Annotated in this window: 20 protein-coding genes; 12 read left to right on the top strand and 8 right to left on the bottom strand. The window is 45.8% G+C overall.

What is annotated here, in order from left to right; translation table 11 throughout:
• Positions 1 to 76 precede the first annotated feature (76 nt).
• Positions 77 to 661, top strand: coding sequence for a superoxide dismutase [Fe] (gene sodB, locus A3K86_RS13700; RefSeq protein WP_068332000.1), 585 nt, complete (start codon positions 77 to 79; stop codon positions 659 to 661).
• A gap of 112 nt (positions 662 to 773) precedes the next feature.
• Here the strand turns inward: sodB and asd are convergent, their stop codons facing one another.
• Positions 774 to 1889 carry an aspartate-semialdehyde dehydrogenase gene (gene asd, locus A3K86_RS13695; RefSeq protein ID WP_068331997.1) on the bottom strand — a complete coding sequence of 372 codons (1116 nt, stop codon included), beginning with the start codon at positions 1887 to 1889 and terminating at the stop codon, positions 774 to 776.
• Between the two features lie 717 nt (positions 1890 to 2606).
• Between asd and nhaC the strand changes: the two genes are divergently transcribed.
• From nhaC to A3K86_RS13675, 4 genes are all read left to right on the top strand, one after another.
• Positions 2607 to 4052, top strand: coding sequence for a Na+/H+ antiporter NhaC (nhaC, locus tag A3K86_RS13690; RefSeq protein WP_068331995.1), 1446 nt, complete (start codon positions 2607 to 2609; stop codon positions 4050 to 4052).
• A 402-nt stretch (positions 4053 to 4454) separates the two neighbouring features.
• Positions 4455 to 5186, top strand: a complete 732-nt coding sequence (locus tag A3K86_RS13685; RefSeq protein ID WP_068331992.1) for a nucleoside recognition domain-containing protein — start codon at positions 4455 to 4457, stop codon at positions 5184 to 5186.
• Positions 5186 to 5647, top strand: coding sequence for a YjiG family protein (locus tag A3K86_RS13680; RefSeq protein ID WP_068331989.1), 462 nt, complete (start codon positions 5186 to 5188; stop codon positions 5645 to 5647). Before A3K86_RS13685 ends, A3K86_RS13680 begins: the two co-directional genes overlap by 1 nt.
• 84 nt (positions 5648 to 5731) lie before the next feature.
• Positions 5732 to 6868 carry a M20 family metallopeptidase gene (locus tag A3K86_RS13675; protein WP_068331985.1) on the top strand — a complete coding sequence of 379 codons (1137 nt, stop codon included), beginning with the start codon at positions 5732 to 5734 and terminating at the stop codon, positions 6866 to 6868.
• Positions 6869 to 7016: 148 nt separating this feature from the next.
• Here A3K86_RS13675 and A3K86_RS13670 read toward each other — a convergent pair whose 3' ends face one another.
• Positions 7017 to 7196: a hypothetical protein gene (locus A3K86_RS13670; RefSeq protein WP_068331983.1), complete on the bottom strand. Its 180-nt coding sequence runs from the start codon at positions 7194 to 7196 to the stop codon at positions 7017 to 7019.
• 284 nt (positions 7197 to 7480) lie between these two features.
• Between A3K86_RS13670 and hcp the strand changes: the two genes are divergently transcribed.
• The 3 genes from hcp to fldA all read left to right on the top strand — a co-directional run bounded on the left by hcp (position 7481) and on the right by fldA (position 13198).
• Positions 7481 to 8830 carry a hydroxylamine reductase gene (hcp, locus tag A3K86_RS13665; protein ID WP_068331980.1) on the top strand — a complete coding sequence of 450 codons (1350 nt, stop codon included), beginning with the start codon at positions 7481 to 7483 and terminating at the stop codon, positions 8828 to 8830.
• Between the two features lie 153 nt (positions 8831 to 8983).
• Positions 8984 to 12523 carry a pyruvate:ferredoxin (flavodoxin) oxidoreductase gene (gene nifJ / locus A3K86_RS13660; protein ID WP_068331977.1) on the top strand — a complete coding sequence of 1180 codons (3540 nt, stop codon included), beginning with the start codon at positions 8984 to 8986 and terminating at the stop codon, positions 12521 to 12523.
• A gap of 138 nt (positions 12524 to 12661) precedes the next feature.
• A complete protein-coding gene (gene fldA, locus A3K86_RS13655; RefSeq protein ID WP_068331973.1) occupies positions 12662 to 13198 on the top strand; it encodes a flavodoxin FldA in 537 nt (178 codons plus the stop codon).
• A 117-nt stretch (positions 13199 to 13315) separates the two neighbouring features.
• Here the strand turns inward: fldA and A3K86_RS22510 are convergent, their stop codons facing one another.
• The 4 genes from A3K86_RS22510 to yejK all read right to left on the bottom strand — a co-directional run bounded on the left by A3K86_RS22510 (position 13316) and on the right by yejK (position 19600).
• Complete coding sequence (locus A3K86_RS22510) at positions 13316 to 13681, bottom strand: nitrous oxide-stimulated promoter family protein (protein ID WP_084406613.1); 366 nt, start codon at positions 13679 to 13681, stop codon at positions 13316 to 13318.
• A gap of 47 nt (positions 13682 to 13728) precedes the next feature.
• Positions 13729 to 16260 carry a hybrid sensor histidine kinase/response regulator gene (locus A3K86_RS13650; RefSeq protein WP_084406612.1) on the bottom strand — a complete coding sequence of 844 codons (2532 nt, stop codon included), beginning with the start codon at positions 16258 to 16260 and terminating at the stop codon, positions 13729 to 13731.
• Between the two features lie 19 nt (positions 16261 to 16279).
• Positions 16280 to 18439 carry an Hpt domain-containing protein gene (locus A3K86_RS13645; protein WP_068331970.1) on the bottom strand — a complete coding sequence of 720 codons (2160 nt, stop codon included), beginning with the start codon at positions 18437 to 18439 and terminating at the stop codon, positions 16280 to 16282.
• Between the two features lie 147 nt (positions 18440 to 18586).
• The gene (gene yejK / locus A3K86_RS13640) at positions 18587 to 19600 is read right to left on the bottom strand and encodes a nucleoid-associated protein YejK (RefSeq protein WP_068332596.1); all 1014 of its coding nucleotides are present in this window, start codon (positions 19598 to 19600) and stop codon (positions 18587 to 18589) included.
• Between the two features lie 77 nt (positions 19601 to 19677).
• Here yejK and A3K86_RS13635 point away from each other — a divergent pair, with 77 nt between their 5' ends.
• Positions 19678 to 19893: a YejL family protein gene (locus A3K86_RS13635; RefSeq protein WP_068331968.1), complete on the top strand. Its 216-nt coding sequence runs from the start codon at positions 19678 to 19680 to the stop codon at positions 19891 to 19893.
• A 40-nt stretch (positions 19894 to 19933) separates the two neighbouring features.
• Positions 19934 to 21796, top strand: a complete 1863-nt coding sequence (locus A3K86_RS13630; RefSeq protein ID WP_068331964.1) for a DUF3413 domain-containing protein — start codon at positions 19934 to 19936, stop codon at positions 21794 to 21796.
• A gap of 79 nt (positions 21797 to 21875) precedes the next feature.
• Here the strand turns inward: A3K86_RS13630 and A3K86_RS13625 are convergent, their stop codons facing one another.
• Positions 21876 to 22253, bottom strand: coding sequence for a hypothetical protein (locus A3K86_RS13625; protein ID WP_415860038.1), 378 nt, complete (start codon positions 22251 to 22253; stop codon positions 21876 to 21878).
• A 162-nt stretch (positions 22254 to 22415) separates the two neighbouring features.
• On the opposite strand from A3K86_RS13625, the gene A3K86_RS13620 reads away from it, so the two are divergent.
• Positions 22416 to 23111: an SDR family oxidoreductase gene (locus tag A3K86_RS13620; protein ID WP_068331961.1), complete on the top strand. Its 696-nt coding sequence runs from the start codon at positions 22416 to 22418 to the stop codon at positions 23109 to 23111.
• Between the two features lie 269 nt (positions 23112 to 23380).
• Entirely contained in the window at positions 23381 to 24511 is a 1131-nt protein-coding gene (locus A3K86_RS13615; RefSeq protein WP_068331958.1) for a GGDEF domain-containing protein, read from the top strand.
• Between the two features lie 87 nt (positions 24512 to 24598).
• Here A3K86_RS13615 and A3K86_RS13610 read toward each other — a convergent pair whose 3' ends face one another.
• Entirely contained in the window at positions 24599 to 26542 is a 1944-nt protein-coding gene (locus A3K86_RS13610) for a DNA topoisomerase III (protein ID WP_068331956.1), read from the bottom strand.
• Positions 26543 to 26632: the final 90 nt, after the last annotated feature.

Below are 26632 nucleotides of genomic sequence, written 5' to 3'. Positions count from 1 at the left end.
GCTTCAAGCCTTGAAGTGCTACAGGAAGCAATGTCGAGGGCTTGCCCTCTCAAATACCAAAATGGAGATCCGAGCAATGGCATTTGAATTACCAGCTCTACCTTACGCGATCAACGCTCTAGAACCACACATCTCTCAAGAAACACTTGAGTACCACCACGGTAAGCACCACAACACTTATGTTGTTAAGCTGAACGGTCTAGTTGAAGGTACTGAGCTTGCTGAAAAATCACTAGAAGAAATCATCAAGACTTCTACTGGTGGCGTATTCAACAATGCTGCACAAATCTGGAACCACACTTTCTACTGGCACTGTCTAAGCCCGAACGCTGGCGGTGAACCAACAGGTGAAGTTGCAGACGCAATTGCTAAATCTTTCGGTTCTTTCGAAGAATTCAAAGCGAAATTCACAGACTCAGCAATTAACAACTTCGGTTCATCTTGGACTTGGCTTGTTAAGAAAGCCGATGGCTCTCTAGACATCGTGAACACGTCTAACGCAGGCACTCCACTAACAGAAGAAGGTATTACTCCACTTCTTACTGTTGACCTATGGGAACACGCTTACTACATCGATTTCCGTAACGTACGTCCTGACTACATGAACGCTTTCTGGGCGCTTGTAAACTGGGAATTCGTAGCGAAGAACCTAGCAGCTTAATTTCTGACACTAAGAGCAATCCTCTTAGCCAGAATTAATCGCTCCCATAAAAAAAGACCTCGCACTGCGAGGTCTTTTTGTATCTAAACAACTGACGCTTATTGAGGCTCCGTTACGACTGCTCAGCCAAGATAATACGCAGCGTACGACGTAGCGGCTCTGCAGCGCCCCATAGAAGCTGATCCCCTACCGTGAAGGCATTAAGGAAATCATCCCCCATCGCCAGCTTACGCAAACGCCCCACAGGAATAGACAGAGTACCTGTGACTTTTGCTGGGCTCAGCTCTTGAACTGTCACATCACGATCATTCGGGATCACTTTCACCCAATCGTTATGGGCCGCAATAATGCCTTCAATTTCATCTAGCGGTACATTCTTCTTCAATTTCAGCGTTAATGCTTGGCTATGACAACGCATCGCGCCAATACGAACACAAGTGCCGTCGATTGGGATTGGGTTACCATCTAGCCCTAAGATCTTGTTAGTCTCGACCGACGCTTTCCACTCTTCTTTACTTTGGCCATTATCGCGCTTCACATCAATCCACGGGATCAACGAACCCGCTAATGGCGCACCAAATTCTTGTGCTGGGAAACTCGAAGAACGTAGGGTATCCGCCACTTTGCGGTCGATATCAAGAATAGAGGTTGATGGATCCGCAAGCTCGCTCGTCACGGTATCGTTAATCACACCCATTTGGCTAATTAGCTCACGCATGTTCTTCGCGCCCGCCCCAGAAGCCGCTTGATAGGTTTGTGAGGTCATCCACTCAACCAAACCCTCTTTATATAGGCCACCAACCGCCATTAGCATCAAGCTCACAGTGCAGTTACCGCCAACATAGGTTTTAGTGCCTGCATGAATGCCCTGCTGAATCTGCTCAAAGTTCACCGGATCAAGTGTAATGATGGCATCATCTTTCATACGCAATGTTGATGCGGCATCAATCCAGAAACCTTTCCATCCTGCCTGACGAAGTGCTGGGTACACTTTCTCGGTGTAGCTTCCCCCCTGACAGGTAATAATCGCGTCAAGCTGCTTTAAGCTCTCAATATCGAAGGCATCTTGAAGCAAGCCTGCATCTTTGCCGTAGTTTGGTGCAGGGATACCTACCTGCGAAGTCGAATAAAACACAGGTTCGATATGATCAAAATCGCGCTCTTCTACCATGCGCTGCATCAATACCGAACCCACCATGCCACGCCAGCCAACTAATCCAACTTTCATTCTTTCTCCCTACGCTCCCTGTTATTCAATATCGAGACTCCATCTATAGAGTTTTAGCGGGTGAAAAACAAGCGAAAATTGTAATTAATCATGCAATATCACGGGCTTTCGGGGTCAGATATGACACGGGCATCGTTTGCTGACATGTCTATTTACAATTGAGCTTTCATTTCAAATGGCGGAAATATTTGGGCTACTAAACAACCTAAACCCGAGCACTTCCTCATCTATTGCCAAGTTTACTGTTGATTTAAGCAACCAATCTCTCTTTCAGAACGGTAACATCTGAAATCATGCATATTTACTTTTTTTGAATTAACTCACACACCCTGATAACCTACGCGACCGCGATATTTAAGGCCATTCATCTGAATATTTGCTACATATCCAATGAATAAACTTATATTTCGCTAAATTTTAAACATTGAAACATCAATCAGGAAACAGGCAGCACACAACATAAAGACAGACATTTAACATTATTAGAACTAGTTAATGACTCTTTTCTCAATATTTGATTCCCATGCAGATAAGAGTCACAGAAAGGTACTTTCTTTATCGCGATAGGATTTTTGTTCCGATAGAGTTAGCGCCGATTAAAAACGAGGGGAATGGTGCTTGCACCTGAACCAACACACAACATTTATTAGCTTCATGATGAAGCTAGTTTAGGGTCTCCCTTTTTAGATACGGCTCGAATAAACAAGGTTAAGAAGTATGGACAAACAGAACACAAGGCTACCTTCGCTGCTGCAAGTAGTACTTGCTCTAGGCATTTTCCTTGCTCTGGCATTTTCTTTCACAGCGAAACTTGATCTGCCTATCCAGCTAGCACTATTTATTGGTTGGTTTGTTATCATCGCACTTGGTATCAAACTTGGTCATGATTACAAATCCCTTGAGAAAGCCGCCATTAAAGGCATCTCAAATGGTCTAGGCGCAGTACTTATCCTACTTGCAGTAGGTGCCCTAGTGGGTACATGGATTGCGGGTGGTATTGTTCCAACCATCATTTACTACGGCTTAAAAGCCATCCACCCTTCTATTTTCCTTCTCGCAACCATGATCATCTGTTCCCTAACAGCACTGGCTACCGGTACTTCTTGGGGTGCAGCGGGTACTGCTGGTATTGCGATGATGGGTATCGGTCAAGGTCTGGGCGTACCTGCACCAATGACGGCAGGTGCGGTACTGTCAGGTTGTTACTTCGGTGACAAACTATCACCACTGTCTGACTCAGTGATCTTGGCATCAACCATGTCAAACGTTGAAGTGGTTGAACACATCAAAGGCATGCTACCAATCGCGCTGATCAGCTACATCATCACAGGTGCTCTATTTACCTTCGCAGGTCTGCACTACGCAGGTAACGTAGACATGGCACAAGTTGAAGCAGTAATTGCAGCAATGGACCAACAGTTCGTGATCTCGCCACTATCATTTATCCCAGTGATTATTGTGCTAGGTCTGCTTGCAATGCGTATGCCTTCATTCCCAGTGATTTCATTCGGTTCACTACTCGGTATTGTATGGGCAGTAATGGTACAAGACATGGATCCGCTTGTAGCCTTCAATACTGCTTGGGCACCATTCTCTATTGAGTCTGGCGTAGACTTCATCGATGCGATTCTAAACCGTGGTGGTATGTCTTCAATGCTTGGCTCGGTGGCCGTAATCGTATTTGGTCTAGGTTTTGGTGGCCTACTGGATAAAGTGGGTGTACTACAGACTATCGCGAAAATGTTTGAGAAACGCGTTAACTCTGCAGGTAGCCTATCAGTATCGACTATCGCAACCGCTTTCCTAGGTAACGTATTTGGCTCTGCGATGTACGTATCGCTAATCCTTACGCCAAAAATCTGTGCGAAGAACTACGACCGTCTAGGTTACAAACGTAAGAACCTTTCTCGTAATGCTGAATTCGGTGGTACGCTAACTTCTGGTATGGTGCCATGGAGTGATAACGGTATTTACATGGCAAGTATCTTGGGTGTTGCGACCTTCTCTTACGCACCATTCATGTGGCTAAGCTTCGTATGTATCATTGTAACAATTGTGACGTCGTACATGGGTTGGTTCGTTGACCGTTGCCCACCAACATCTCAAGAAGAGATCGACGCGAAAGCAGAAGCTGAAACTGAGCTTAAAACGCAAACCGCGTAATAACTCGTTACAATTTGATTCCCTATAAAAGAGCACTTCGGTGCTCTTTTTTTTGGCTTAAATTCTCTAATTAGCAGAAATAATCCCATTGATTATTTTTACTTATCTTACTGTATTTTATGATATTTATTCTTATTTGCCTGATTGTTTTTACAACTTATGAATAGATAATTAATAACGATCCAGATCACACTTCATTTCACCTAACCCTATAGTGTTACATTTCGTGAGCCAAATTGACCCTGGTCAATTACTTAGTAGCACGTTTAGCGAAAATACCCCTGTTTTTTACTTCCTGCGAATATTTAGCAAGTTGTTTGGCATGAAATATTGTGAACAACTTATGAATAAAGTGCAGTTTTTATCGCAATTGCGATTTTTGATTCCTACGAGGTTACACCTATGAGCAATCCAGCGGAACAAGGCCGCAAAGTAACGATTGGCAGCTACCTTGCCCTCGCCTTTGCAGTGGTCTTTTTTTCAGGTCTTCTTCAGTCAAACGAATGGTACGGCGTTTTCGATTTCACTACCCTAAACGGTTCATTTGGCAACGTAGTTTACTCAGTAAATGAAACGGCTGACGGTATTCAAACAGCAGCAACATCTATGCGCGGTAAAGGCGGTAGCGGTGCACGTGACGGCTTCCTATTTGCCCTAACGCTTATCCCGACTGTAATGTTCGCACTTGGTATGATTAACGTGCTAGAACACTATGGTGCGCTTGATGCTGCACGTAAACTTCTAACACCGCTACTACGTCCGCTAATGGGTATTCCGGGTAACTCTGGTCTTGCTCTGATTGCTTCTCTACAAAGTACTGATGCCGGCGCTGCAATGACGCGTCAACTTCGCGATGAAGGTCACCTGACTAAGCGAGAAACTGATGTCTTCACTATGTTCCAATTCTCAGCGGGTGCTGCGATTGTTAACTTCTTCTCATCAGGCGCGGTGCTATTCACGCTAACGCTTGCCGACGGTACACCAGCAGTAACGTCTTCAATCGGTTTGGCTGTGGCTATCATGTTTATCTTTAAGTTTGTTGGTGCAAACCTATTCCGCATCTACCTAAACATCACTGAAGGTAAAGAAGATAAGTCTGACAAGAAAGCCAACCTGACTGAGGAGACAGCATAATGACTGCAGCAAAAAAACCTATGGTGACAGACATCTTCGTTGAAGGTGCTAAAAAAGGTTGGACTATTGCAACAACGTCAACGGTTCCTAACGTATTGATGGCCTTTGTGATCATCAAAGCGCTGCAAATCACAGGTGCTTTGGATGCTATGGGCAGCCTATTCTCACCAATCATGGCGATCTTTGGTCTACCAGGTGAAGCCGCAGCGGTACTGATCGGCGCATGGATGTCGATGGGCGGCGCAGTTGGTGTTGTGATCACCCTATTTGACCAAGGTATTCTTAACGGTCAACACATCGCAATTCTGGCACCAGCTATCTACCTAATGGGATCTCAAGTTCAGTACATGGGCCGCATCATGGGTCCTATCGGTACTGAAGGTCGTTACATCCCAGTAATGATTGCCCTATCGGTACTGAATGCGTTCGCTGCGATGTTCGTGATGAACATCTTGGTGTAACCCACATCTATTAGGGAGGCACTGCGCCTCCCTGCTCTTTCTTATGCATTTATTCCCCTTTATTTAGGGTGTTTCGGAGTCACTATGAGCATCTCCCTACAAGATTTCACACTGGAAGCTTACCTTGAAGAGCTACGTCCTTTGATCGACGTAGACTGCGGTACGCTAACCAAAGAAGGCATCGAAGTTATCGCTAACCAAATGGAAAGCAAATACTTGGATATGGGTTGGTACGTGAAGCGCGTTGATTGTGGCGTGGCAGGTACTGGTCTTGAAGTTCGCAACAAACCTGATGCTGAACACATTGATGTGATGATGATTGGTCACATGGACACAGTATTCCCTGTGGGTACTGTGGCTGCACGACCAATGACACACGATGAAAACCGCGCTTACGGCCCTGGTGTTTCAGACATGAAATCAGGCCTACTTAACGTTGTTTACGCGCTACGTAACATCGACAAGGCGGTTACCGACAAACTGTCTATTTGCATTTGCATGAACCCAGACGAAGAAATCGGCTCACTACACTCAGAAGAGTGGCTAAAAAGCGTTGCTGTTAATGCCAAAAACGTACTAGTGGCTGAAGCTGCACGTGCTGATGGTTCACTAGTGAAAGCTCGTAAGGGCATGGCACGTTACCGCTTGGGTTTTGCAGGTAAAGCGGCACACGCAGGTAACGATCCACAAAGTGGCCGCAGTGCAATCACTGAAATGGCGAATTGGATCCTTGCGATTAACGCACTAACTAACTTCGAAACCGGCACGACCCTAAACGTGGGTGTGGTTAACGGCGGCGCAGGGGCGAACATTGTTCCTGACCAAGCTGAAGCAGTTGTTGATGTGCGTTTCTGGGATAACGACGAATACGCTGAAGCTGATGCGAAGATTCGTGCCCTAACTGAAACACCATTTGTTGATGGTGTAACTATCACGGTAGATCGTGAAGCGCACAAACCATCAATGGTACCTTCTGAGAAAACAGAAGCCCTAATGGCACTGGTTGAGCAATCAGGCGAAGAGTTGGGTATCGACATCAAATGGCAAGAAGTGGGTGGCGGTTCTGATGCTAACCTAACCGCTGTAATGGGTATCCCAACCCTTGATGGTTTAGGTCCTGCAGGTGCTGGTTTCCACAGCGCAGATGAATATTTGGAGCTCAACACGATTGAGCCACGTATCAAACTACTGATGCGTGTTCTTGAAAAACTTGCCGCTTAATAGCAAATCGGTAAGCGATACACAGAGATAACAAAAAGGGCGCTAACATCAGTTAGCGCCCTTTGCTTTATAACTAGCTGAACAAACGTCTTTCTCGATTGCAACCTGCATAATCGTAAGAGGGTTTCTTCAGATAGATATAGTGAATCTAGTAAACCAGTGCTTTCACACCCTGATCACTGTGTTCCTTCACTTTACTCGCAGTAGGAAGTAGTCCGCGCTCTTCACACAAGCGACGTAACATCTTCTCTTTCACCTTTTGCATATGCAGTTTTGACTCAACATTTGCCTGCTGTTGAATACTACGAGTCATCTTTTCATAGCTCATTTAATCAGCCCTTATACCTAGCCTATAGTCAGGATGATTTACGTGATCGTCTCGTCACTAGGAGCAGTAGATTACTCACTTTTTCACCAAATAACCAGATGAGATCACACTAGTATATAACCAATTTGAGTCGTTGTAGCATAAAAATCTTATGTTTCATCCCTTTAGGAAATATGTATTTTCTATGCCACTTATGATCTCGATCAAGGACGGGATTATAGGGCGATCTATATCCTTATCAATATAAAGTTGCAAAATAAATACACCTTAAAAAGGATATAGCAATGTCGAACCTCGCAATGTTTTGTCACCAGTGCTCTATGGCACAAACTGGTGGCTGTGGTAGTACGGGTAAAACTCAAGGTACTTGTGGTAAAGATGAGAACCTATCTCGCCTACAAGATATTATGATTTTTGGCTTAAAAGGCCTGTCAGCTTACCGTACACACGCTAACGATTTAGGTGCGAACACTAAATCAGTAGATGATGTGATTGCGGAAACCCTGTACTTCACACTAACCAATGTTAACTTCAGCTTCGATCAGCACATTGCACAGCTAATGAAAATTGGTGGTGCAGGTAGCGAAATGATGTCAATTCTGGGTGAAGCTCACCACGGTCGCTTAGGGATCCCTACTCCTGTATGCGTGCCACAGAACAAAGCTGAAGGTAAAGGTATTCTGGTTACAGGTCACGATCTCGACTTGCTTGAGCGTCTACTGATCGCCACTGAAGGCAAAGGCATCAATATCTATACTCACTCAGAGATGCTACCTGCTCACGGTTACCCAGAGCTTCGTAAGTACGCACACCTGAAAGGTAACGTTGGTAAAGCTTGGTTCGACCAGAAGAAACTATTCCAACAGTGGAATGGCACAATTATCGTGACCACAAACTGTATTGTTCCACCAACGGGCCGTGCTGATTACGCCGACCGTCTATACAGCTACGGTATCGTAGGCATCGATGGTTGCCGCCAACTTGAAGATGATTTTGCACCACTGATTGAGCAAACATTAAGCTTGCCAGACATTGAAGGTTTCGACAGCGAAGAAACCTTGATGACAGGTCACAACTACAAAACCATCCTAGGCTTAGCTCCGCAAATTCTTGAAGCGGTCAACGAAGGCAAAATCAAACAGTTCTTTGTGGTTGCTGGTTGTGACAAACCGGGTAAACCAAATGATTACTTCCGTGAGCTGGCGCTTTCTATCCCTGAAGACTGCATCATCCTGACTTCATCTTGCGGTAAGTTCCGCTTTAATGATCATGACTTTGGTACAGTTCCAGGTACAGAGATCCCACGTTACCTCGACCTTGGTCAATGTAACGACAGCTATGGTGCAGTGATGATCGCACTCGCGCTGAGCGAAGCTATGGGTGTTGCAGTTAACGATTTGCCAGTGAACATTGTTCTATCTTGGATGGAGCAAAAAGCGGTACTGATCCTACTTGCGCTATTCAACTTAGGCATTCAAAACATCTACTTAGGTCCTAACCCACCTGAGTTTGTCAACGAAGATATCTTTGCCTTCCTGCAACAGCAATTCAACCTACAGCTGACAGGTGATGCGCAACAAGATTTAGCAAAAATGCTAAACCCACAGCCAAAAATTGAGGTTGTAGAGGCTTAATCGTCGCTATTAGGGGCAAGCAAATACACAGGCTAGAAGTATAAAGCCTAATCGTTCTTTGCCCCGCCTCATGAGCCGCTTCTGTTACCCACTCTAGAAGCGGCTCCTCTTCATAAAAAGAATCATTACAGTGCTCGTTCGCTGGAGCTTGCTATGTCTAAAAAACCTACATTTAAAACACTCGACGGTAACGAAGCAGCAGCTTCTATCGCGTACCGTTGTAACCAAGTCATTGGTATTTATCCAATTACGCCCTCTTCACCTATGTCTGAGGCCTGTGAAGTTTGGGAAAGCCAACAAAAAACGAACCTGTGGGGACAAGTGCCTCGCGTGATTGAAATGCAATCTGAAGGTGGTGCTGCCGGCGCTGTTCACGGTGCTTTGATGGCTGGCTCAATGGCAACAACCTTCACGTCTTCGCAAGGCTTGCTACTTAAAATTCCGAACATGTACAAAATTGCGGGCGAATTAACCCCGTTCGTGATGCATGTTGCTGCGCGTACTATTGCTACTCACGCACTTTCTATTTTTGGCGATCACTCCGATGTCATGGCTGTGCGCCAAACCGGTTTTGCCATGCTTGCCGCTAACTCTGTTCAGCAAGCCCATGACATGGCGATGATTGCGCAAGCTGCGACCTTAGACAGTCGCGTGCCTTTTGTGCACTTTTTTGATGGTTTCCGTACCTCACACGAAATCAATAAAATCGCCATGATTGACGATGACACCATCACTGCGATGATCAACCAAGATGCGGTTGAAGCATTACGTCAACGTGGCCTAACCCCTGATGCGCCAAGCATTCGCGGTACCGCTCAAAACCCTGACACTTTCTTCCAATCACGAGAAGCTGCCAACCCGTTTTATCTCGCGTGTCCCGATACCGTAGCAGATACCATGGCGAAGTTCGGTTCACTGACAGGGCGTGAGTACAAGCTCTTTGACTACTATGGTCACCCTGAAGCTGAAAACATTATTATCGTCATGGGCTCAGCGACCTCTACAGTACAACAAGCCGTTGATCAACAACTAAAAGCAGGACACAAAGTCGGTGTACTTAATGTGCATCTTTTCCGTCCATTTTCACTCAAGCACTTCTTACAAGTGCTGCCTGCTAGCGTCAAAAATATTGCTGTTTTGGATCGCACTAAAGAGCCAGGTGCGCTTGGCGAACCGCTGTATCTTGACGTTGTCGCCAGCTTAGCCCAAGCCGTTACTGAACAAAAAATCTCTCAGATGCCGACAGTAATGGGCGGTCGCTATGGTCTGTCATCGAAAGAATTTACACCAAGTCATGTCGAAGCCATTTTCAATGCCATGGCACACCGCCAATTACATCACAACTTCACCGTTGGTATTACCGATGACATTACCCATTTATCATTACCTATTGGCGACAGCCACTACACGGAACCGCAAACCCGTCTTCGCGCCCTCTTCTATGGACTAGGCGCCGATGGCACCGTCAGTGCAAACAAAAACACTATCAAGATCATCGGTGAAAATACCGACCTTCATACCCAAGGTTATTTTGTCTACGACTCGAAAAAATCAGGGGGAACCACGGTTTCTCACCTTCGTATCGACAGCAAGCCAATTGAAGCGCCCTACCTGATTGACCAAGCAGAGTTCGTTGCTTGTCATCAGTTCCAGTTTATCGACAAATTAGAAATGGTTGAGCGTGCAGCTCCCAACGGTACCGTGCTGCTAAATAGCCCACATGATGCATCACAAGTGTGGCAATACCTACCGCGTGAAGTGCAACAAACCATCATTAATAAGCAACTAACGCTGTATGTGATTGATGCCGTGAGCCTCGCTCGTGAACTCGGCCTTAAAAACCGCATTAATACCATCATGCAGGCAGGCTTTTTTGCTTTGAGCGAAATGCTGCCAACCGAGCAAGCTCTCGCCAAACTCAACCAAGCCATTGAGCAGTCATACAGTAAACGCGGACCTGCAATTGTTGAAGCAAACCAAAAAGCAGTGGCCGCAACACTAGAGCGAATCGAGCAAGTGGCGATCCCAGATACTGCCACCAGCATTTTTGCTCGTCCCCCTATCGTCAGTGAACGTGCGCCGGATCTGGTAAAACATGTCAGTGCCATGATGATGGCTGACAAAGGCGATCTACTGCCAGTGAGTGCATTCCCTGTCGATGGCACTTGGCCTACCGCCACCAGCCAATGGGAAAAACGTAACATCGCCCAAGAAATTCCAGTCTGGGAATCGGATCTTTGTACCCAATGTAATATTTGTACTTTGGTCTGTCCGCACGCCGCCATTCGCGCTAAAGCCGTCGATGAGCAAGCGCTAACTAAAGCGCCATATAGTTTTGAGAGCGTTGAATACAAACAACGTGATTTCAAAGGCAAGCAATATACCCTGCAAGTATCTCCACAAGATTGTACTGGCTGTAACCTCTGTACCATGGCGTGCCCAGCCAGCGACAAAGACAACCCAGCCCGCAAGGCTATCAATATGCAGCCAAAAGTTGATCATATTGAGCAGCAAAGCGAACACTTTGCGTTCTTCACTGAACTCCCTGAGCTAGAGCGTATCGACATCAAGCGTATCGATGCACGCAGCAGCCAATTGCTACAACCATTGTTTGAATTCTCTGGCGCCTGCTCTGGCTGTGGCGAAACGTCATATATCAAGCTACTAACCCAGTTATTTGGTGATCGTATGCTGATTGCCAACGCCACGGGCTGCTCGTCTATTTATGGCGGTAACCTACCAACCACACCGTACGCGGTCGACTCACAAGGTCGAGGGCCGGCATGGGCCAACTCGCTATTTGAAGATAATGCCGAATTTGGTTTAGGCATGCGCCTTGCCCTAAATAGCAAACGAGACCATGCCCTGATTTTGCTTGAACAAGCAGCGAGCATTTTGCCAACCGAATTGCGTGAGCAAATTAGCTCAGATGCTTTTGATAGCAGTGAAGCGGCTATTCGCCGTCAGCGCGACAATATCGCGGCCTTAAAAGCGCAACTTGATTTTTCTCACCAAGCGCTCATCAACTGTGCTGACGATTTAGTAGCAAAAAGTAACTGGATCATCGGCGGTGATGGCTGGGCTTACGACATTGATTTTGGCGGTCTTGACCACGTATTGGCTGGTAGCGATAACGTCAATGTGTTGGTGATGGATACCCAAGGGTACTCCAACACAGGTGGTCAGCAATCTAAAGCAACCCCAACGGGAGCAGTCGCAAAATTCGCCACTCAAGGTAAGGCAAGTAACGGCAAAGACCTCGCCGTCAATATCATGATGCACGGCAATGTTTACGTCGCCAAAATCGCCCTTGGCGCCAACATGAACCAAGCCGTTAAAGCCTTGCAAGAAGCAGAAGCTTACCCTGGCCCATCATTAGTGATTGCCTACTCACCATGTATTACCCACGGGTTTGATATGGCAGAAGGCGTCGAACACCAGCAACTACTGGTTGAAAGCGGCTTATGGCCTCTATTCCGCTTTGATCCTCGTCGAACAGAAAAAGGCAGAGCCGCACTACAAATGGACTCCAAAGCGCCTAATCGCGATGTAGAAGAGTTGATCAGTCGTGAAGCACGCTTTACCCAAATTCAGCGTCGCGACCCTGAACGCTACCAGCAAAACCTAGAACGTTTACGCCAGCAAGTTAGCCATAAACACCAGTTACTCAACCAGCTGTTGGAATGGAAATAACGCTTTCTGCAGCACCACAAAGCACATACTGGTGACCGATAACTCATCAGTTATTAGCGAAAACTTACAAACCCAGCAGGCACTACGCCTGCTGGAATGAAAACAAACTTACTGCTATCTGGCAGTAAAGGAGACATGATGACAGCACTAACTTCAACGCCTTTTGACAGCACAATTCTTGAAAAAACAGCCGTATTCTTTGGTAGCGATACGGGTAACACCGAATCCATTGCTGAGAAAATCGCCACCAAACTCGGCTTAGAGGCACAAGATATCGCGGGCTGCACCAGTGACATTTTTGATGATTACGAACTCTTAATCTTAGGTACACCAACTGCCAACTATGGTGAAATGCAACCAGATTGGGATTACTTCGTACCAGAACTTGAAGATGCAGACCTAAGCGGTAAAAAAGTGGCGCTATTTGGTTTAGGCGACCAAATTGATTACCCAGATAGCTTCCAAGATGCAATGGGTGATTTAGCCGATCTTGTTACTGAAGCGGGCGGTGAACTTGTAGGAGCATGGTCAACTGAAGGTTATGAGTTTAACGACTCTCGTGCTGTGAAAGAAGAAGGCCAATTTGTTGGCTTAGCTTTAGACGAAGATCGCCAACCAGACCTAACCGACGATCGCATTGCAACTTGGTTAACTAGCCTAGGCTTTGGCGCATAAGACAAAGAAACGACGATTGCGTCTCAATTTATGAGCAACAAAAAAGGCTGCATTTGATGATGCAGCCTTTTCATTTACATACAGTCGCTGGCTGTCCCTTCCAATTCTCTCGCTTGGTTATCCCACTTTGTTACCTGTTGTATGGCCGTTGTTATGATGGTGTGCGCGCCAACCGTCCATCTTAAAATGCATTGCTTTTAATGGGTGTCGCCAGAAAAAGCGTGGCAGTGACCAGCGGAGTACGTGCGTAAGGTGTAGTCGCTTCGCAGGCGGATAACAGGAAGCGGTACACGACTGACAAGTCGGCTTCTCTGCGCCTAAGCGACAGCTCGACATTCTCTTTTCAACATAATCGATAAGACCTTCGCACTCAGGGCACATGATTGCCCCACGATGCAGCGTTTTACAATATAAGCGAATCATCGCCTTCACTGTATCCAGTTCACGCTGCGAACGAACTGAATGTTGATTTTGAACTATCATAGTGCGGCTTATTATCCACCGCGCGCTTTAAGAAGAGTTGATAAAGATCAACTTTGCATTGTGATCACACTTTTATCCTCGAAAGCTTGGATCGTCACAGCATAAAGATCCGATTCCGCTATCGGTTTGCCAATATGGCCTTGCATTCCTGCTTCTCGGCACCGTGCGACATCCGCAGCCATTACGTTTGCTGTCATCGCAATAATCGGTGTCTCGGCGTTTTTTCCTTGCCCTGCACGAATCGCTTTGGTCGCTTCAACCCCATCAAGCTTAGGCATTTGCATATCCATATAGATCACATCGAAGCGTTCATGTTGTGCTTTTTCAACGGCTTCCAAACCATCACACGCGACATCGATAGCAAATCCCGCTCGGGTAAGTAACTGCGTCGCAATCACTCGGTTTATCTTATTATCTTCCACCAGCAAACAGCGTTGATGAACAAACGGCGCATCACTCTCCACCGTATCTAGCTTATCCACGACAAATTGCTCGACGATAACATCAGGCTGCCAACTGGCAACCGTAAACGGCAGCGTCACGATAAACTCAGAGCCTTGCCCCACTTCACTCATCACTTGAATATGCCCGCCCATTAGCTCAATTAACTGGCGAGTAATGGTTAAACCAAGCCCTGAACCCCCAAAGCGACGGGTAGTGGTTTCATCGGCTTGCGAGAATTTATCAAAAATATGTTCTAGCTTATCTTGCGGGATACCAATGCCGCTGTCAGAGACATTAAATTCCAGCACCACCGCATGCTCATCACGCTGCACTAAAGTGACTTGCAAATGCACATAGCCTTGCTCGGTAAATTTAATCGCATTACCCAATAAGTTAATTAAGATCTGCTGCACTCGGGTAGGATCGCCTAGCAACTTAGCTGGTACTGATTCATCCACGGCAAATCGAAAATCAACCCGACTGGCATCAGGTAGTGTCGGCTTCACTAGCTCATGGGCATACCCTGTTAATTCCTTGAGATCAAAAGGCACACTTTCAAGTTCGATCTTACTCGACTCAATTTTGCTGTAATCCAAAATATCGTTAATGATGGTCATCAAACTTGAGGCTGAGTGGCGAATAATCGACAAGAACTCTTGCTGCTGACCATTCATGTTACCCGCTCGCATCAGATCAGCAGCACCAATAATGCCGTTCATCGGAGTTCGAATTTCATGGCTCATATTCGCTAAGAACTGCTGCTTCGCTTCAGCTGCTTTTAATGCTTCTTGGCGAGCGGTAATCAAGCTTTCACTGCGTTGGTTAAACCGCTGGATCAAACGACCAAGTTCATCGTTGTAATGCACAGGAAGCGGTGAAAATTCTGCGCCTTGAGTTTGTGCCGATAACGCTTGGCGCACCTCTTTCAGCGGCTGGAAAAAACGGCGATTAAAAAACACAAAAATCACCGCAATAAATACCAGCACCACAGGCAACATAAAGAGGATCAAACGCCGTTCTAATTGCACCGCTTGTTGGTATAAGTCACGAGCTGGAACGCCTTGCAGCAACATCCATTGCATTCGAGGAATACGGATTGCAGAAACATACGCGGCTTGCTGCAAGATAGGATCAGCTTGATTCGTTAGACTAAACAATGGCTGGGCACGACTCATATCAGGATCAGGGTGCAGTAACTCAGCCGCTACCGACAGTGCATAGCTCATCGAAATATCGAGTGACTGCGCAACCATGGTTTGCGCCAACTGTTGGATCTCCGTTTCATTTTGCTGAGTCGAACGCCGCTGCGCCATAATGTCGTTTATTGCCACAGCAACAGGGGTAAAGTTTGGCTCTTGCGCCGAATATTGGTGACTTAAAATATACCCCGGCACCTCAGCTTGCGCTTCCATCACTTTTTCAGGCTCAGGGTAAGCTAAGAAACGCCCAGCTCTATCAAGCAAAGCAAAATACACGCCCTGCTGTTTACCTTGTTCAATTAAATACGCATTAAGTGCTTTAACCCGAATATCCAAGGTCACCACGCCTGCAAATTGCCCATTATTAAAATACGGCACAGTACAGGTCACCATCGGCTCTGCGGTATAAGGATCGGTATAAGATTGCGACCAATACGCATCACCTTTCGCCAACCAACGCGCAGGTACAAACCACTCAGCACCAAAATACGGGGCTGCTAAGTTTTGGTTATAGCTGTTCACAACCTCGACCACGTCATGGCTGTTTTTATTGTAAAACAAGCTATTCAACAATTTGCTATCGCTGGCGTAGGCATCAGGCCACACGCCGCCACTGGCAATAAATTTACCAATGGCAGGACTGGTTAAAATATGGCGGAAATACTGATCGAGCGTTTCCGTCGAAGGAATAGTTTCAACGGCACTGGAAAGACTAAAAGCGGCGCTTTCAATTTTGGCGCCGAGTTGCACTATTGATTGTCCAACAGCTTCAGACTCTGCTGCGACTGTTTGCTCTGCCGATTGAGTAGCTAACCGAACCCCTACGGTTTGCATCACATATACAATGCTCAAAACCACCATCGATAATAATACCAACAACAGTGCTAAGCCTTTAAAACTCAGGGATTGATACCAGGCGATCGCCTTTGATTTCATAGAGTGAACCACTTCATGGTTATGCGACACCTTCTTCGTGTAATTCAAGATCTGCAGTGCTATCTGCGGTGGCTAAGAAGTGATTCGCCGCATCAATTGCCGCCGATAACCGAATATCAAATTCACGGTAATCAGCATCACTCACTGTTTGTCCCTGCTTCATACGGCTTTCAATATTCGCTGCTATCGCTTTGAGGTTTTGGGCTCCCACACTCGAAGAAACACCTTTGATGCTGTGAACCAAACGAATAGCTTCTTCAGGAACAGGGTCGGTCTGATAGACCAGTTGCGTTAGGCGCTTGCCGTCATTGACATGCTCCTCAACAAAGATTTCCAATAGCATCTGTACTGTTTCAAGATCGCCATCCATGGTCTTCATCATGTAAGCAATATCGATAGCTGGCGCTTCACGATCTTGAAGTTTTACCGTCGAGCCGGCCTCTTCTGGAATTTCAGCCTCAAGAGTAACGTCACTTCTAGAGTCACTACTTGATTCATTAGTAAGCCCACTATCAGGGTCACTATTGGGATTTAAGTGAGAAAACGATTCAGGCTTTTTTTCTTCGTCCTCATTGCTCTCAATTTGCTGAGGGCTTGAGACGACCTCTTGTTTAGCACCTTGCGCCACAAGATAGTCTTGTACTTGAGCGACTACCAAACGAAGGGTGACGTTAAGCTCAGTATAATCTTGCTCGACTATCATATCGTCTTGCTTCAGCGCCAATTCCAAACGCTCAGAAACTTGTTTTAACGCTGCTGAGCCAATACTACTCGCCACACCTTTCAGGCTATGGGCAATACGAGCAGCGTCTTCTAAACGACCTTGCTCTAACGCTTCACGGAAGTGTTCACCATCGGCGCTATGCTCTTGGACAAATATCTCCAGCAGCATGATCACTGAGTCTAAATCATCATCCATATTGCTTAAGATATGACGCGCATCAAATAGCTCGGTGGACGTATGCTCCGTTTCCATTGTCGCACTAGCCACAGCATTTACGTCTTCATTCACTTCTGTTATTTGTGGCTGCGCATGGCTAACCGCAGAAGAAACCTCTTCCTCCATTGGCGATGCCGTTTTAGACGAAGAGACGCTCGTTGATACTTGTGCCGGTGGTTGCACCTCTGCTGATGAAGGTGCACTTTCAGTTGAAGAAATATCGGTTGTTGAAGTATCACTGGTTGCTGGTGCCACATTCACATTGGCTGGCGATGATGCTTTTACAGTAGGTGCTGTTGATAATACTTGTCCTGATGTATCAGCATCGGTGACTTGATCTTCTTTATCGCCGTGCTGTTCTTTAGCTGCATGCTCTTCCTTATCTAAGGGAACGAGCTGGCGCACTTTATAAAACTGGACAAGCCACAAATTAAAAGCAAAACACACAACAAAGACGATACCCAATACCGCCTGCCAAACCGTTAGCTGGTTACGTTCTTGATGTAGATTATTTTGTGCTTGTTGGTAACTTTGCTCGAAAGGAGCTTGGTTAATATTACCTAACGCCTGTTGGAATTGGACATAGCGCGAGAGCAGAGGTAAAACCGACTTCATGGTGTGTTGCGCTTGCAATTGCAACGCAGGAGTTAAACTTTGTTGAGCATCATCAATCGCGGCTAACGACTGATTGAGCGCCCCCATTACCGCTTGGTGGTCTGTATTTGCAGCACCTAATAATTGGATCACATTCATCGAGAATGCTTGAAAAAGCTCGTGAAGCACAGGGTGATGAGCGGCTTGCTGCTCGGCTGTCACCAAAGCATCCACAATGTTAGCAAACGAGTCCTGGCTCATTAATGCCTGATCCAACATTTCAGCGTATTGACCGCCCTGTAATTTAAGCTGATCCAGCGATGCTTGTGTCGCATTCCCCACATTCTGATCACTTAATTGCAATAAGCTTTGCCGAAAAGGCATTGACTGAGCGCTCGGATTATCCACTTTCTCAAACCGATTAGTCACAGCCTGCTGGTGCAAATGGACAGATTGGGTATGAAGCTGTTCGAGTTGAGCCTGAAGACGCGATAAATGCGAAGATTGATAGAAAAGATAAGAAAATACGAATACTGCGGCTACCGCCAAGACAACTGAAGTTCGCCATCCCCATAACAGCTTGGTAGAGAAAATTTGAGCTAAAGACTGCTTTTCAGCTATATGCTTGCTTATGTCGTCATCCATGACCGCTCCTGCTCAAAGGCGCACTAAAATATGAACTCTATAGCACAATACTAGACAAGATTGCCTAACCAAGCCAACAAGGGGGCAGCAATGACAATACTTAGCACTGTCATTGCTCCCCCTTAACAGATAAAACTGGGAAAGATCCTAGTTATCTGAATTCAAACGGCGTTGAAGCTGATCTTTAAGGTTAGGTGGTGTGCCTTTGATCGTCAGCGTATCAGTTTCCGCATCGTAAAACACACGCTCACCTAGCAACATGCTATCAAAGTTGATAGATAAACCGCCGCCAGAGCCAACAAACTTAGTTAGCTTGCGCATTGCTGTACGGTCAGCTGGGAAGCTTTCTTCTAGCTCGTAACCTTGCTGAGACGTAAATTGGTAAAAATCCGTGCCATCTTCTGCTGGTGGCAATTCGCCCGCCAACTCTTTGATTGTCACTTCATCGCCCGCTTGCAATTGCTCGTTGCAGTAATCGTAAACTTGTTTACGGTATTGCTGCTTTTCTTCTTTATCAAGACGAGAATCAGCGCAGAAATCTTCAACAGCTTGCATCAGCACTTGGTTTTGCTCTTTCACATCCAAACCAACTTCAGCTTGAAGGAAGTCGAGGAAGAAATCGGCAATCTTACGACCTACGCGCCCTTTGATGAAAGTCAGGTAACGATTTGACTCAGCGTCCGTTTCCCATGCTGAAAGGTCAATACGCGCGACGATGTCCATTTTGGCAACATCAAGATAGTCGGTCGCACTGATATCTAACTGCTCAGTAACCTTCATGCTATGGCAAGTCGGCATCACGCCAATGAACAGGTAATCTGTAGCCAGTGATTGATATTCCGCCATCACCAAAGTCCCCGCTTCAGCAAAAGGATATTTTGCTAATTCAGCATGAAGACGTTGGGCTGATTGGTTAGAAAATGACAAGAAATCCAACTCGCCTGCGCGACATTGCTTCAACCAATGGCTAAATTCGCTCTCTTCTGCGAAGTGGGCAAAACCTTTTGCGCCTTTGCTGCTGTATACTCGATGCAGCTCTGCAACAAGGTTTTCAGTTGAATCATTGTGATCAAGTGTTTGTTTTCTAAGATGAACTTCAAATTCATCCTTATCATTCTTGACCAATTGGTGCAAAATAACATTCGAAAGGTTAAGACTCATAATTGAAAAGTTTTTCAGGAAACCAAGAGTGTAGGTTATCATAAGTCGCTTTAGTAAACTTTAAACCAAGACTTCCTATGCCAATTACTTCAAAATACAGCAACGAAAAAGTTGAACAAATCATCACTGACGTGTTCGATGTACTAGAAAAGCATGATGCATCAGCAGAACTTGCACTGATGATTATGGGCAACATTGCTACCAATATCATCAACGCTGACGTTCCAGCAGGCCAACGTAAGGCAATTGCTGAGAAATTTGCCCAAGCACTGCAGACCACAATCAAAGACTAACAGAGACCTTTGCCCGAGAGACAGAGAAGATAAGACAGATATGGTCGCCAGCGGAAATAACTACAAAGACAAAGTTTCTCAGCTAATTAGCTGGGGACACTGGTTCAGCTTTTTCAATATCATCGCAGCCATGCTTTTGGGTACGCGATATATTGTGCATTCAGAATGGCCTGAAACTTTATTAGGGCAACTCTATCTATTGCTAAGCTGGGTAGGTCACTTTGGCTTTTTAGTATTCGGGTTTTATATCCTGGTTTTATTTCCAGCCAGCTTTCTGATCCCGTCACAGCGCTTAATGCGCTTGTTTGCGGTCTTATTTGCCACCCTAGGTCTAACCGTATTACTGTTAGATACGCATGCCTTCACTACTTTAGACCTCCACCTCAGTCCACTGGTGTGGGATTTACTTCTAAGTGGTGAAAAGAGCGATCTCAATGCGCGATGGCAATACCTGTTTATCACAGTTCCTGTACTCTTCTTTCTGCAATTGCTGTTATCAGAGTGGCTATGGCGCAAGTTACGCGTCCTTACTCGCAAGCATGTCGGCGGGCCGATTGCGCTCGTATTTGGCCTCTGCTTCTTGGGTAGCCACCTGATTTATATCTGGGCGGATGCATTTTTGTATCGCCCAGTTACTATGCAACGTTCAAATTTCCCACTGTCATACCCAATGACAGCGAAGACCTTTATGGAAAAACACGGTCTAATCGACCGTTCAGACTATGCCAAACGTAAAGAAGAAGCTGGCAAAGAAGAAAGTCCGCTGATTCGTTACCCTATCGATAAGCTCAGTTTTTCCGATCAAGGCACTAATCAAAACGTACTGATTGTGATGGTTGATGGCCTACGCAGCGACATGATGACGGCTGAAATCATGCCTAACCTGACGGCGTTTGCGACCAACAACATCAACTTTGAAGATCATTACAGTACCAGTAACGACAATACTGTCGGTGTATTTGGTTTATTTTATGGTCTGCCGGGCAGTTATTTAGAAAGCATCCGAGCAGAGAGTGCATCGCCAGTACTCGTTTCAACCTTGAAAAAGCGCAACTATCAATTTGGTCTTTTTAGCAGTGATAATTTCAGTTCACCTATTTACTACCAAACGATTTTTGAGCAACAAAAACTGGCTGAAAATAGCACCAACACCCAAGAACCCAACGATCGCTTAGCGATTACCAACTGGCAAACCTGGGTAGAACAAGCACAACAAAACGATGACCCTTGGTTTAGCTATGTAGAGCTTCTGTCGGTACAAGAATTTGAAGAAGGCGGTGATTACACTCCTAAATTTACGCCTTCACTCAGCACCACTGCAAAAAATACCAAGCTGTCGAATACATCTGAACTACTTAAGAATAGCTACAAAAACGCAGCACATTTTGCTGATGAACTCTTAGGTAAAGTGTTCGCCACTCTAGAGCAACAACAGGTGCTTGAAAATACTGTGGTGATCATTACCTCTAATCACGGTACGGAATTTAACGAAACAGGTACCAACAGCTGGGGCTCAAACAGTAACTACAGCCAATACCAATTGAAGATCCCTATGGTGATCCATTGGCCTGAACAAGACGCACAAACGGTTACTCAAACCAGTAGCCACCTAGACATAGTGCCAACGCTAATGGAATCGCTACTGAATATTTCAACCACCAGCGACAAATACAGCAGTGGCCAGAACCTGTTTAATATGGATCCTGAACGACGCTGGGTACTTGCTGGCGATAGCAAAGACATCGTTGTGATTCAAAACCGCACGACCACTGTGGTTGACCGTTACGGCAACTATCAAGTGTATGATGAAAACTACCAGCTCAAAGACGAGCGTCGCCCTAAGTTGTCGACCTTAATGCAAGTGATGCACGAGCTAAAACGCTTTTATCACCCGCAAAACTAACAGCATGAGTTAAGCTCTGACGAAAACAGGTAGCCTTGTGCTACCTGTTTTGCATTCAACGCCCAGAACAAAAAACTGACTAATAATAGTCAAGGTTATTGGCATAACATTGCTCATAACCATCTTGCCAACCATTCGCATACTTAGGCTCGACGAGCATTCGCTCAGGGTCTTGGCGAAAACCATCTAAATAAGTCACTGCTTGCTCTTTTCTTGAGTGACAACCGTCTTGATACCCATCCAAATAAGGACGTGTAAAACCCAGTTCACTAAGCTGCTGATGACGTGAACTGCCGCAACCTGATAAAGCAGTGGTGGTAAGTAATACGATAAAAGTAAAAAACTTTAAGTAACGAGGCGTGGTTGCTGTTGCCTTAATAAAACAAGACCTCCCCACTCCACTCAATAGATTCCAATAAGAAAAGTAAGACCGGCGATAGCTTCTTAGCTTGCTCATTTCCCTCTTCTCCTCAGCTTTAAATCAGCACTCCTATATGCAATTAAATGAGAAATTGCCGCTATTTGCCGTCTCAATATTGAGTTTATGCTTTTATCTACTTAGGCTAATGCAAGTTTGTTCTGATCATGACGATCAACAAAAGAGAATTAAGGAATGAGTATGTCTGCGAGAATTTTAATTACAGGAGCTAACCGTGGTATTGGTTTAGCACTTGTGGAGCAATACCTTGATGCCAATTTTGAAGTTCATGCGTGTTTCCGTAATGAAAAACAAGCTGCCGAGTTAATCGCATTGGCGGCAGCAAAGCCGAACTTGCAGCTACACCAACTTGATGTCACCGATCATGATGCGATTGAAGCGCTTAGCGAGACTCTCAGTGACAAGCCGCTCGATATCTTACTGAATAACGCGGGTTACTACGGCCCTAAGGGCTATGGGTTTGGTAACACTGACGCCCAGGAATGGCGTAAAGTGTTTGAAATCAATACCATTGCGCCACTAAAAATGGCCGAGGCTTTTTATCCGCAGCTGAAGCAAGCACAACGAGGTATTATCGCTAGTGTATCGTCAAAAGTAGGTAGCATGACCGAAAATACCAGTGGTGGCGGTTATATCTATCGCTCTTCTAAAGCCGCATTAAATTCGGTAGTCAAAAGCCTTTCTAACGACTTATTACCGGAAGGCATTATCTCCGTAGCCCTTCATCCGGGCTGGGTCCAAACTGAAATGGGCGGGCCTAATGCTCTTATCGATACCCAAACTTCAGCGACAGGGCTAAAACATGTCATCGATACCCTGACACCTGAACACAGCGGTGGGTTTTATAATTACGATGGTTCAGTAATACCTTGGTAGACGCATTCGCGATTGAAGTGACTATTTAGACCTTAACCTGAGCATTGCGGGTATCACCTTTGGCTCAAGCGACTCCCGACGCTTGAGTCAAACAAGCCCATTTCAAAAAGCCAAAAGAGTGACACTCATTCCAACAATGGGACGTAGTTCTCACTTTTTACCATATGCAATCAAGCACAACTCAATTTGAGAACTGCAACCAAATTTCTGCTTCTTATTTCGCTAACAATACCCTTATTACACAGTTCGAAATAACAAGGAGGTTCGCGTTGGCAGCTCCCCAAACTCAATTATTCCCTCAGCAAGCTTTTTTAGAGCAACTGCAAGCGCTGCATGACATCTCCTTTATGCTATGGCGAACTAAGTCGATCAACGAAATGCTCTTTACGGCGGTTGATGAAGCCAAAAAGCAGCTCGATATCGACCGAATGGCGATCTTTCTTTTCGATGAAAAATTGAACATGTACGGTACTTACGGCACAGATACCGAAGGTAATACCGTTGATGAACACTACTTTAAGTCACCGATCCCAGACCATTGGTTCTCCTCTCACGCCCTAAAAGGTCAAGAGTACATAGTGATCAACAACCATACCGAGCTTTATCATGATCTTGAGCCTGTTGGCGCGGGCTGGAATGCCTATGTGGCTTTATGGGATGAGGACACGCCTGTGGGTTGGATAGCCTGCGATAATTTGATCACCGGACGCCCATTGCAGGACTACCACCGCCAGTTACTCAAACAGTTCGGTTTTATCGTCTCGCAACACTTGGTAAGAAGACAAGCGGAAGAGAGCTTAAAGAGTCTTAATAAAGAGCTAGAACAACGCGTTGCAGAACGTACCCAAGAACTCCAACATGCTAACCAACAGCTTGAACACCTCGCCAAATGTGATCCCCTAACCAATGTTGCTAATCGTCGCGCTTTTGATGTCAGATTAAGAGATGAATGGCGTCGCGCTGAACGGCATCAACTGCCGATGTCATTACTGATCATCGACATCGATAACTTCAAATCCTATAACGATCATTATGGTCATGCGGCAGGCGATCAATGCTTAAAGGTCATCGCCCAAGCATTGAATAATATCGAGCGACGAGCCGGTGCTTTATTTGCCCGCTTTGGTGGTGAAGAATTTGTTTTACTATTGCCGGGGTTAGATCATAAAGCAGCGGTATATGCGGCGAAGCAAGCGCTCCATGCGGTGCAAAAACTTAAGCTTAAACACCAGCAAGCCGATTCAGACTTTGTCACTATCAGTATTGGTGTCGCCAGTACGCATCCATCTTTAGCCAGTACCGCCAATCGATTGTTCAAAAAAGCCGATGAAGCGCTATACCAGGCCAAAGAATTGGGTAAAAACTGCTTCTTTTTCGATTCAGAGCAAATCGTCCACTAGCATGACGAAATGCCGTCCATAAAAATGCCGCACCATAAATGATGCGGCTTTGACTTTAACTCTATTCCCAACCCAAGTTGTATTTTATTAGGCTTTCTTGCTTTTGGTGGATTTACGTTTGGTATAACGACGTTTTTTACCACCGCCTTTCTTAAACTCTGGCGATTTGAGTGAACGTAAGCTCGGTGGTACTTCGCTGTGCTTTACCTTTTCCATCAAGCTCTGAACACGCTCTTGTAATGCGTCCATAAACGGCTGATAAGCACATTTCTTTTCCGCCATATCTTGCAACTGGTGTTCCCAATGCGCTGTCATATCAGGGTATGTCGACTCATCAGGTAACGCGTAAACCAAACCTTTACCCGCCTCTGTCGCATGGATGTTTTTACCTTGGCGCATTAACAACTGACGCTTAAACAAAATATCAAGGATCCCCGCACGGGTAGCTTCAGTACCCAAACCATCGGTATCGCGCAAAATCTTTTTCAACGACGCATCCGACACAAAACGGGCGATCCCCGTCATCGCTTGTAATAGGGTTGCTTCGGTAAAAGGTTTCGGTGGCTCTGTCATCTTGTCTTTGATTTCACCTTCACGACAAGTCAGCACCGTCCCTTTTTCTAGCGGCGGTACTTTATCCGCCAGATCTTCCTCTTTGTCATTATCATTACGCCCAAGCAATGTTCGCCATCCTGGCGACATCAATTGACGCCCTTTGGCGATAAAAGTACCGCCTGCGATAGTAAAGACTAACTTGGCTTCGCTATACACAGCCGCAGGATAAAACTGCATCAGGTATTGTCTGGCAACCAATTGGTAAATTTTACTTTCACCGCTACTCAATGCCGCAGGGTTAACCGACTTAGGCGTTGGGATAATCGCATGGTGAGCATCGACTTTTTTATCATTCCACGCTTTCGACTTAATTGATAAATCTGCACCTTGGCTAGCAGAAGCCAACTCAGTACAGGTTTGGCTCACCGCTTGGCACACTTTATCGGCTTGCTTGAAGTGATCCATCGGTAAATAACGACAATCCGAACGAGGGTAAGTGATCACTTTGTGTTTTTCGTACAGTGACTGACAATGTGCCAATACATCGGCAGCACTCATGTTGTAACGGCGGGCAGCATCGATTTGTAATGCAGATAACGAATAAGGCAATGGCGCTGACTGACGGGTTTCTTTACGTTCAGATTCCGTCACTTCTGCAGGCTGCCCTTTGATCCGTGCCACCACGTTTTCACACAGTTTGCGATTAAGCACTCGACCGTCTTCATCTCGATAAGGATCACACGCCTTACTTGGCTGCCAACGAGCACGAATATCGTTATCTTGGTAAGGAATAAGCGCAAACACTTCGTAAAACGGCTTTGGAACAAAATTGGCGATATCATCATCACGACGCGTAACCAAGCCCAATACTGGCGTTTGTACTCGTCCAACCGATAGTACGCCTTTATAGCCCCCTTTTTGCCCCAACAATGTATAGGCACGCGTCATGTTCATGCCATATAGCCAGTCTGCGCGCGAACGTGCTAGAGCAGAGACTGACAAAGGAATAAAGTCGCGATTACTACGCATGTTCGAAAGTGCACGTTTAACAGCACTCGGGTTTAAATCTGAAATCAAAAGTCGTTGAATATTGGCTTTTTTGCTGGCTGGTACTTTGACGTAATCAATCACTTCGTCCACCAGCAACTGCCCTTCTCGGTCAGGGTCTCCGGCATGAACAATATCGGTCGCCTGCTTAGCTAACTTCTTCACTACTGCCAATTGCTGCTTGGCGGATTTGCGTGGTACCAACTGCCACTGCTGCGGCACAATAGGTAAATCACCCATATTCCACTTTTTATACTTCTCGTCGTACGCATCTGGCTCGACTTGCTCAAGTAAATGACCAATACACCAAGTGACAATATCGCCATCGGCAGTTTCAATATAACCTTGGTTGTTTTTATGAGGACGCGGCAAGACAGCCGCAATCGCGCGACCTAAACTCGGTTTTTCAGCAATAAAGAGACGAGGCATGCAAATTCATCAACTAATGTTTCGTTTCGCTGACTTTAGCGGATGGCTGACCAAAGGACAAGATAGATACTGGATAAAAAAACAGTAAAG

Origin of the sequence: Photobacterium jeanii, from assembly GCF_001650345.1 — a bacterium.
GTDB classification, from domain to species: domain Bacteria; phylum Pseudomonadota; class Gammaproteobacteria; order Enterobacterales; family Vibrionaceae; genus Photobacterium; species Photobacterium jeanii.
Note: the sequence above shows the minus strand (reverse complement) of the source record. Positions and strands in the feature narration are given on the sequence as shown.

What these genes read in the sequence shown, in the direction of transcription:
- A3K86_RS13680 (WP_068331989.1), top strand. Translation starts at nt 5,186, where the DNA reads ATGACTGCAGCAAAAAAACCTATGGTGACAGACATCTTCGTTGAAGGT.
- nhaC (WP_068331995.1), top strand. Translation starts at nt 2,607, where the DNA reads ATGGACAAACAGAACACAAGGCTACCTTCGCTGCTGCAAGTAGTACTT.
- fldA (WP_068331973.1), top strand. Translation starts at nt 12,662, where the DNA reads ATGACAGCACTAACTTCAACGCCTTTTGACAGCACAATTCTTGAAAAA.
- A3K86_RS22510 (WP_084406613.1), bottom strand. Translation starts at nt 13,681, where the DNA reads ATGATAGTTCAAAATCAACATTCAGTTCGTTCGCAGCGTGAACTGGAT.
- nifJ (WP_068331977.1), top strand. Translation starts at nt 8,984, where the DNA reads ATGTCTAAAAAACCTACATTTAAAACACTCGACGGTAACGAAGCAGCA.
- A3K86_RS13645 (WP_068331970.1), bottom strand. Translation starts at nt 18,439, where the DNA reads ATGGATGACGACATAAGCAAGCATATAGCTGAAAAGCAGTCTTTAGCT.
- A3K86_RS13675 (WP_068331985.1), top strand. Translation starts at nt 5,732, where the DNA reads ATGAGCATCTCCCTACAAGATTTCACACTGGAAGCTTACCTTGAAGAG.
- A3K86_RS13625 (WP_415860038.1), bottom strand. Translation starts at nt 22,253, where the DNA reads ATGAGCAAGCTAAGAAGCTATCGCCGGTCTTACTTTTCTTATTGGAAT.
- hcp (WP_068331980.1), top strand. Translation starts at nt 7,481, where the DNA reads ATGTCGAACCTCGCAATGTTTTGTCACCAGTGCTCTATGGCACAAACT.
- A3K86_RS13610 (WP_068331956.1), bottom strand. Translation starts at nt 26,542, where the DNA reads ATGCCTCGTCTCTTTATTGCTGAAAAACCGAGTTTAGGTCGCGCGATT.
- A3K86_RS13630 (WP_068331964.1), top strand. Translation starts at nt 19,934, where the DNA reads ATGGTCGCCAGCGGAAATAACTACAAAGACAAAGTTTCTCAGCTAATT.
- A3K86_RS13650 (WP_084406612.1), bottom strand. Translation starts at nt 16,260, where the DNA reads ATGAAATCAAAGGCGATCGCCTGGTATCAATCCCTGAGTTTTAAAGGC.
- A3K86_RS13685 (WP_068331992.1), top strand. Translation starts at nt 4,455, where the DNA reads ATGAGCAATCCAGCGGAACAAGGCCGCAAAGTAACGATTGGCAGCTAC.
- A3K86_RS13635 (WP_068331968.1), top strand. Translation starts at nt 19,678, where the DNA reads ATGCCAATTACTTCAAAATACAGCAACGAAAAAGTTGAACAAATCATC.
- A3K86_RS13620 (WP_068331961.1), top strand. Translation starts at nt 22,416, where the DNA reads ATGTCTGCGAGAATTTTAATTACAGGAGCTAACCGTGGTATTGGTTTA.
- yejK (WP_068332596.1), bottom strand. Translation starts at nt 19,600, where the DNA reads ATGAGTCTTAACCTTTCGAATGTTATTTTGCACCAATTGGTCAAGAAT.
- sodB (WP_068332000.1), top strand. Translation starts at nt 77, where the DNA reads ATGGCATTTGAATTACCAGCTCTACCTTACGCGATCAACGCTCTAGAA.
- A3K86_RS13670 (WP_068331983.1), bottom strand. Translation starts at nt 7,196, where the DNA reads ATGAGCTATGAAAAGATGACTCGTAGTATTCAACAGCAGGCAAATGTT.
- asd (WP_068331997.1), bottom strand. Translation starts at nt 1,889, where the DNA reads ATGAAAGTTGGATTAGTTGGCTGGCGTGGCATGGTGGGTTCGGTATTG.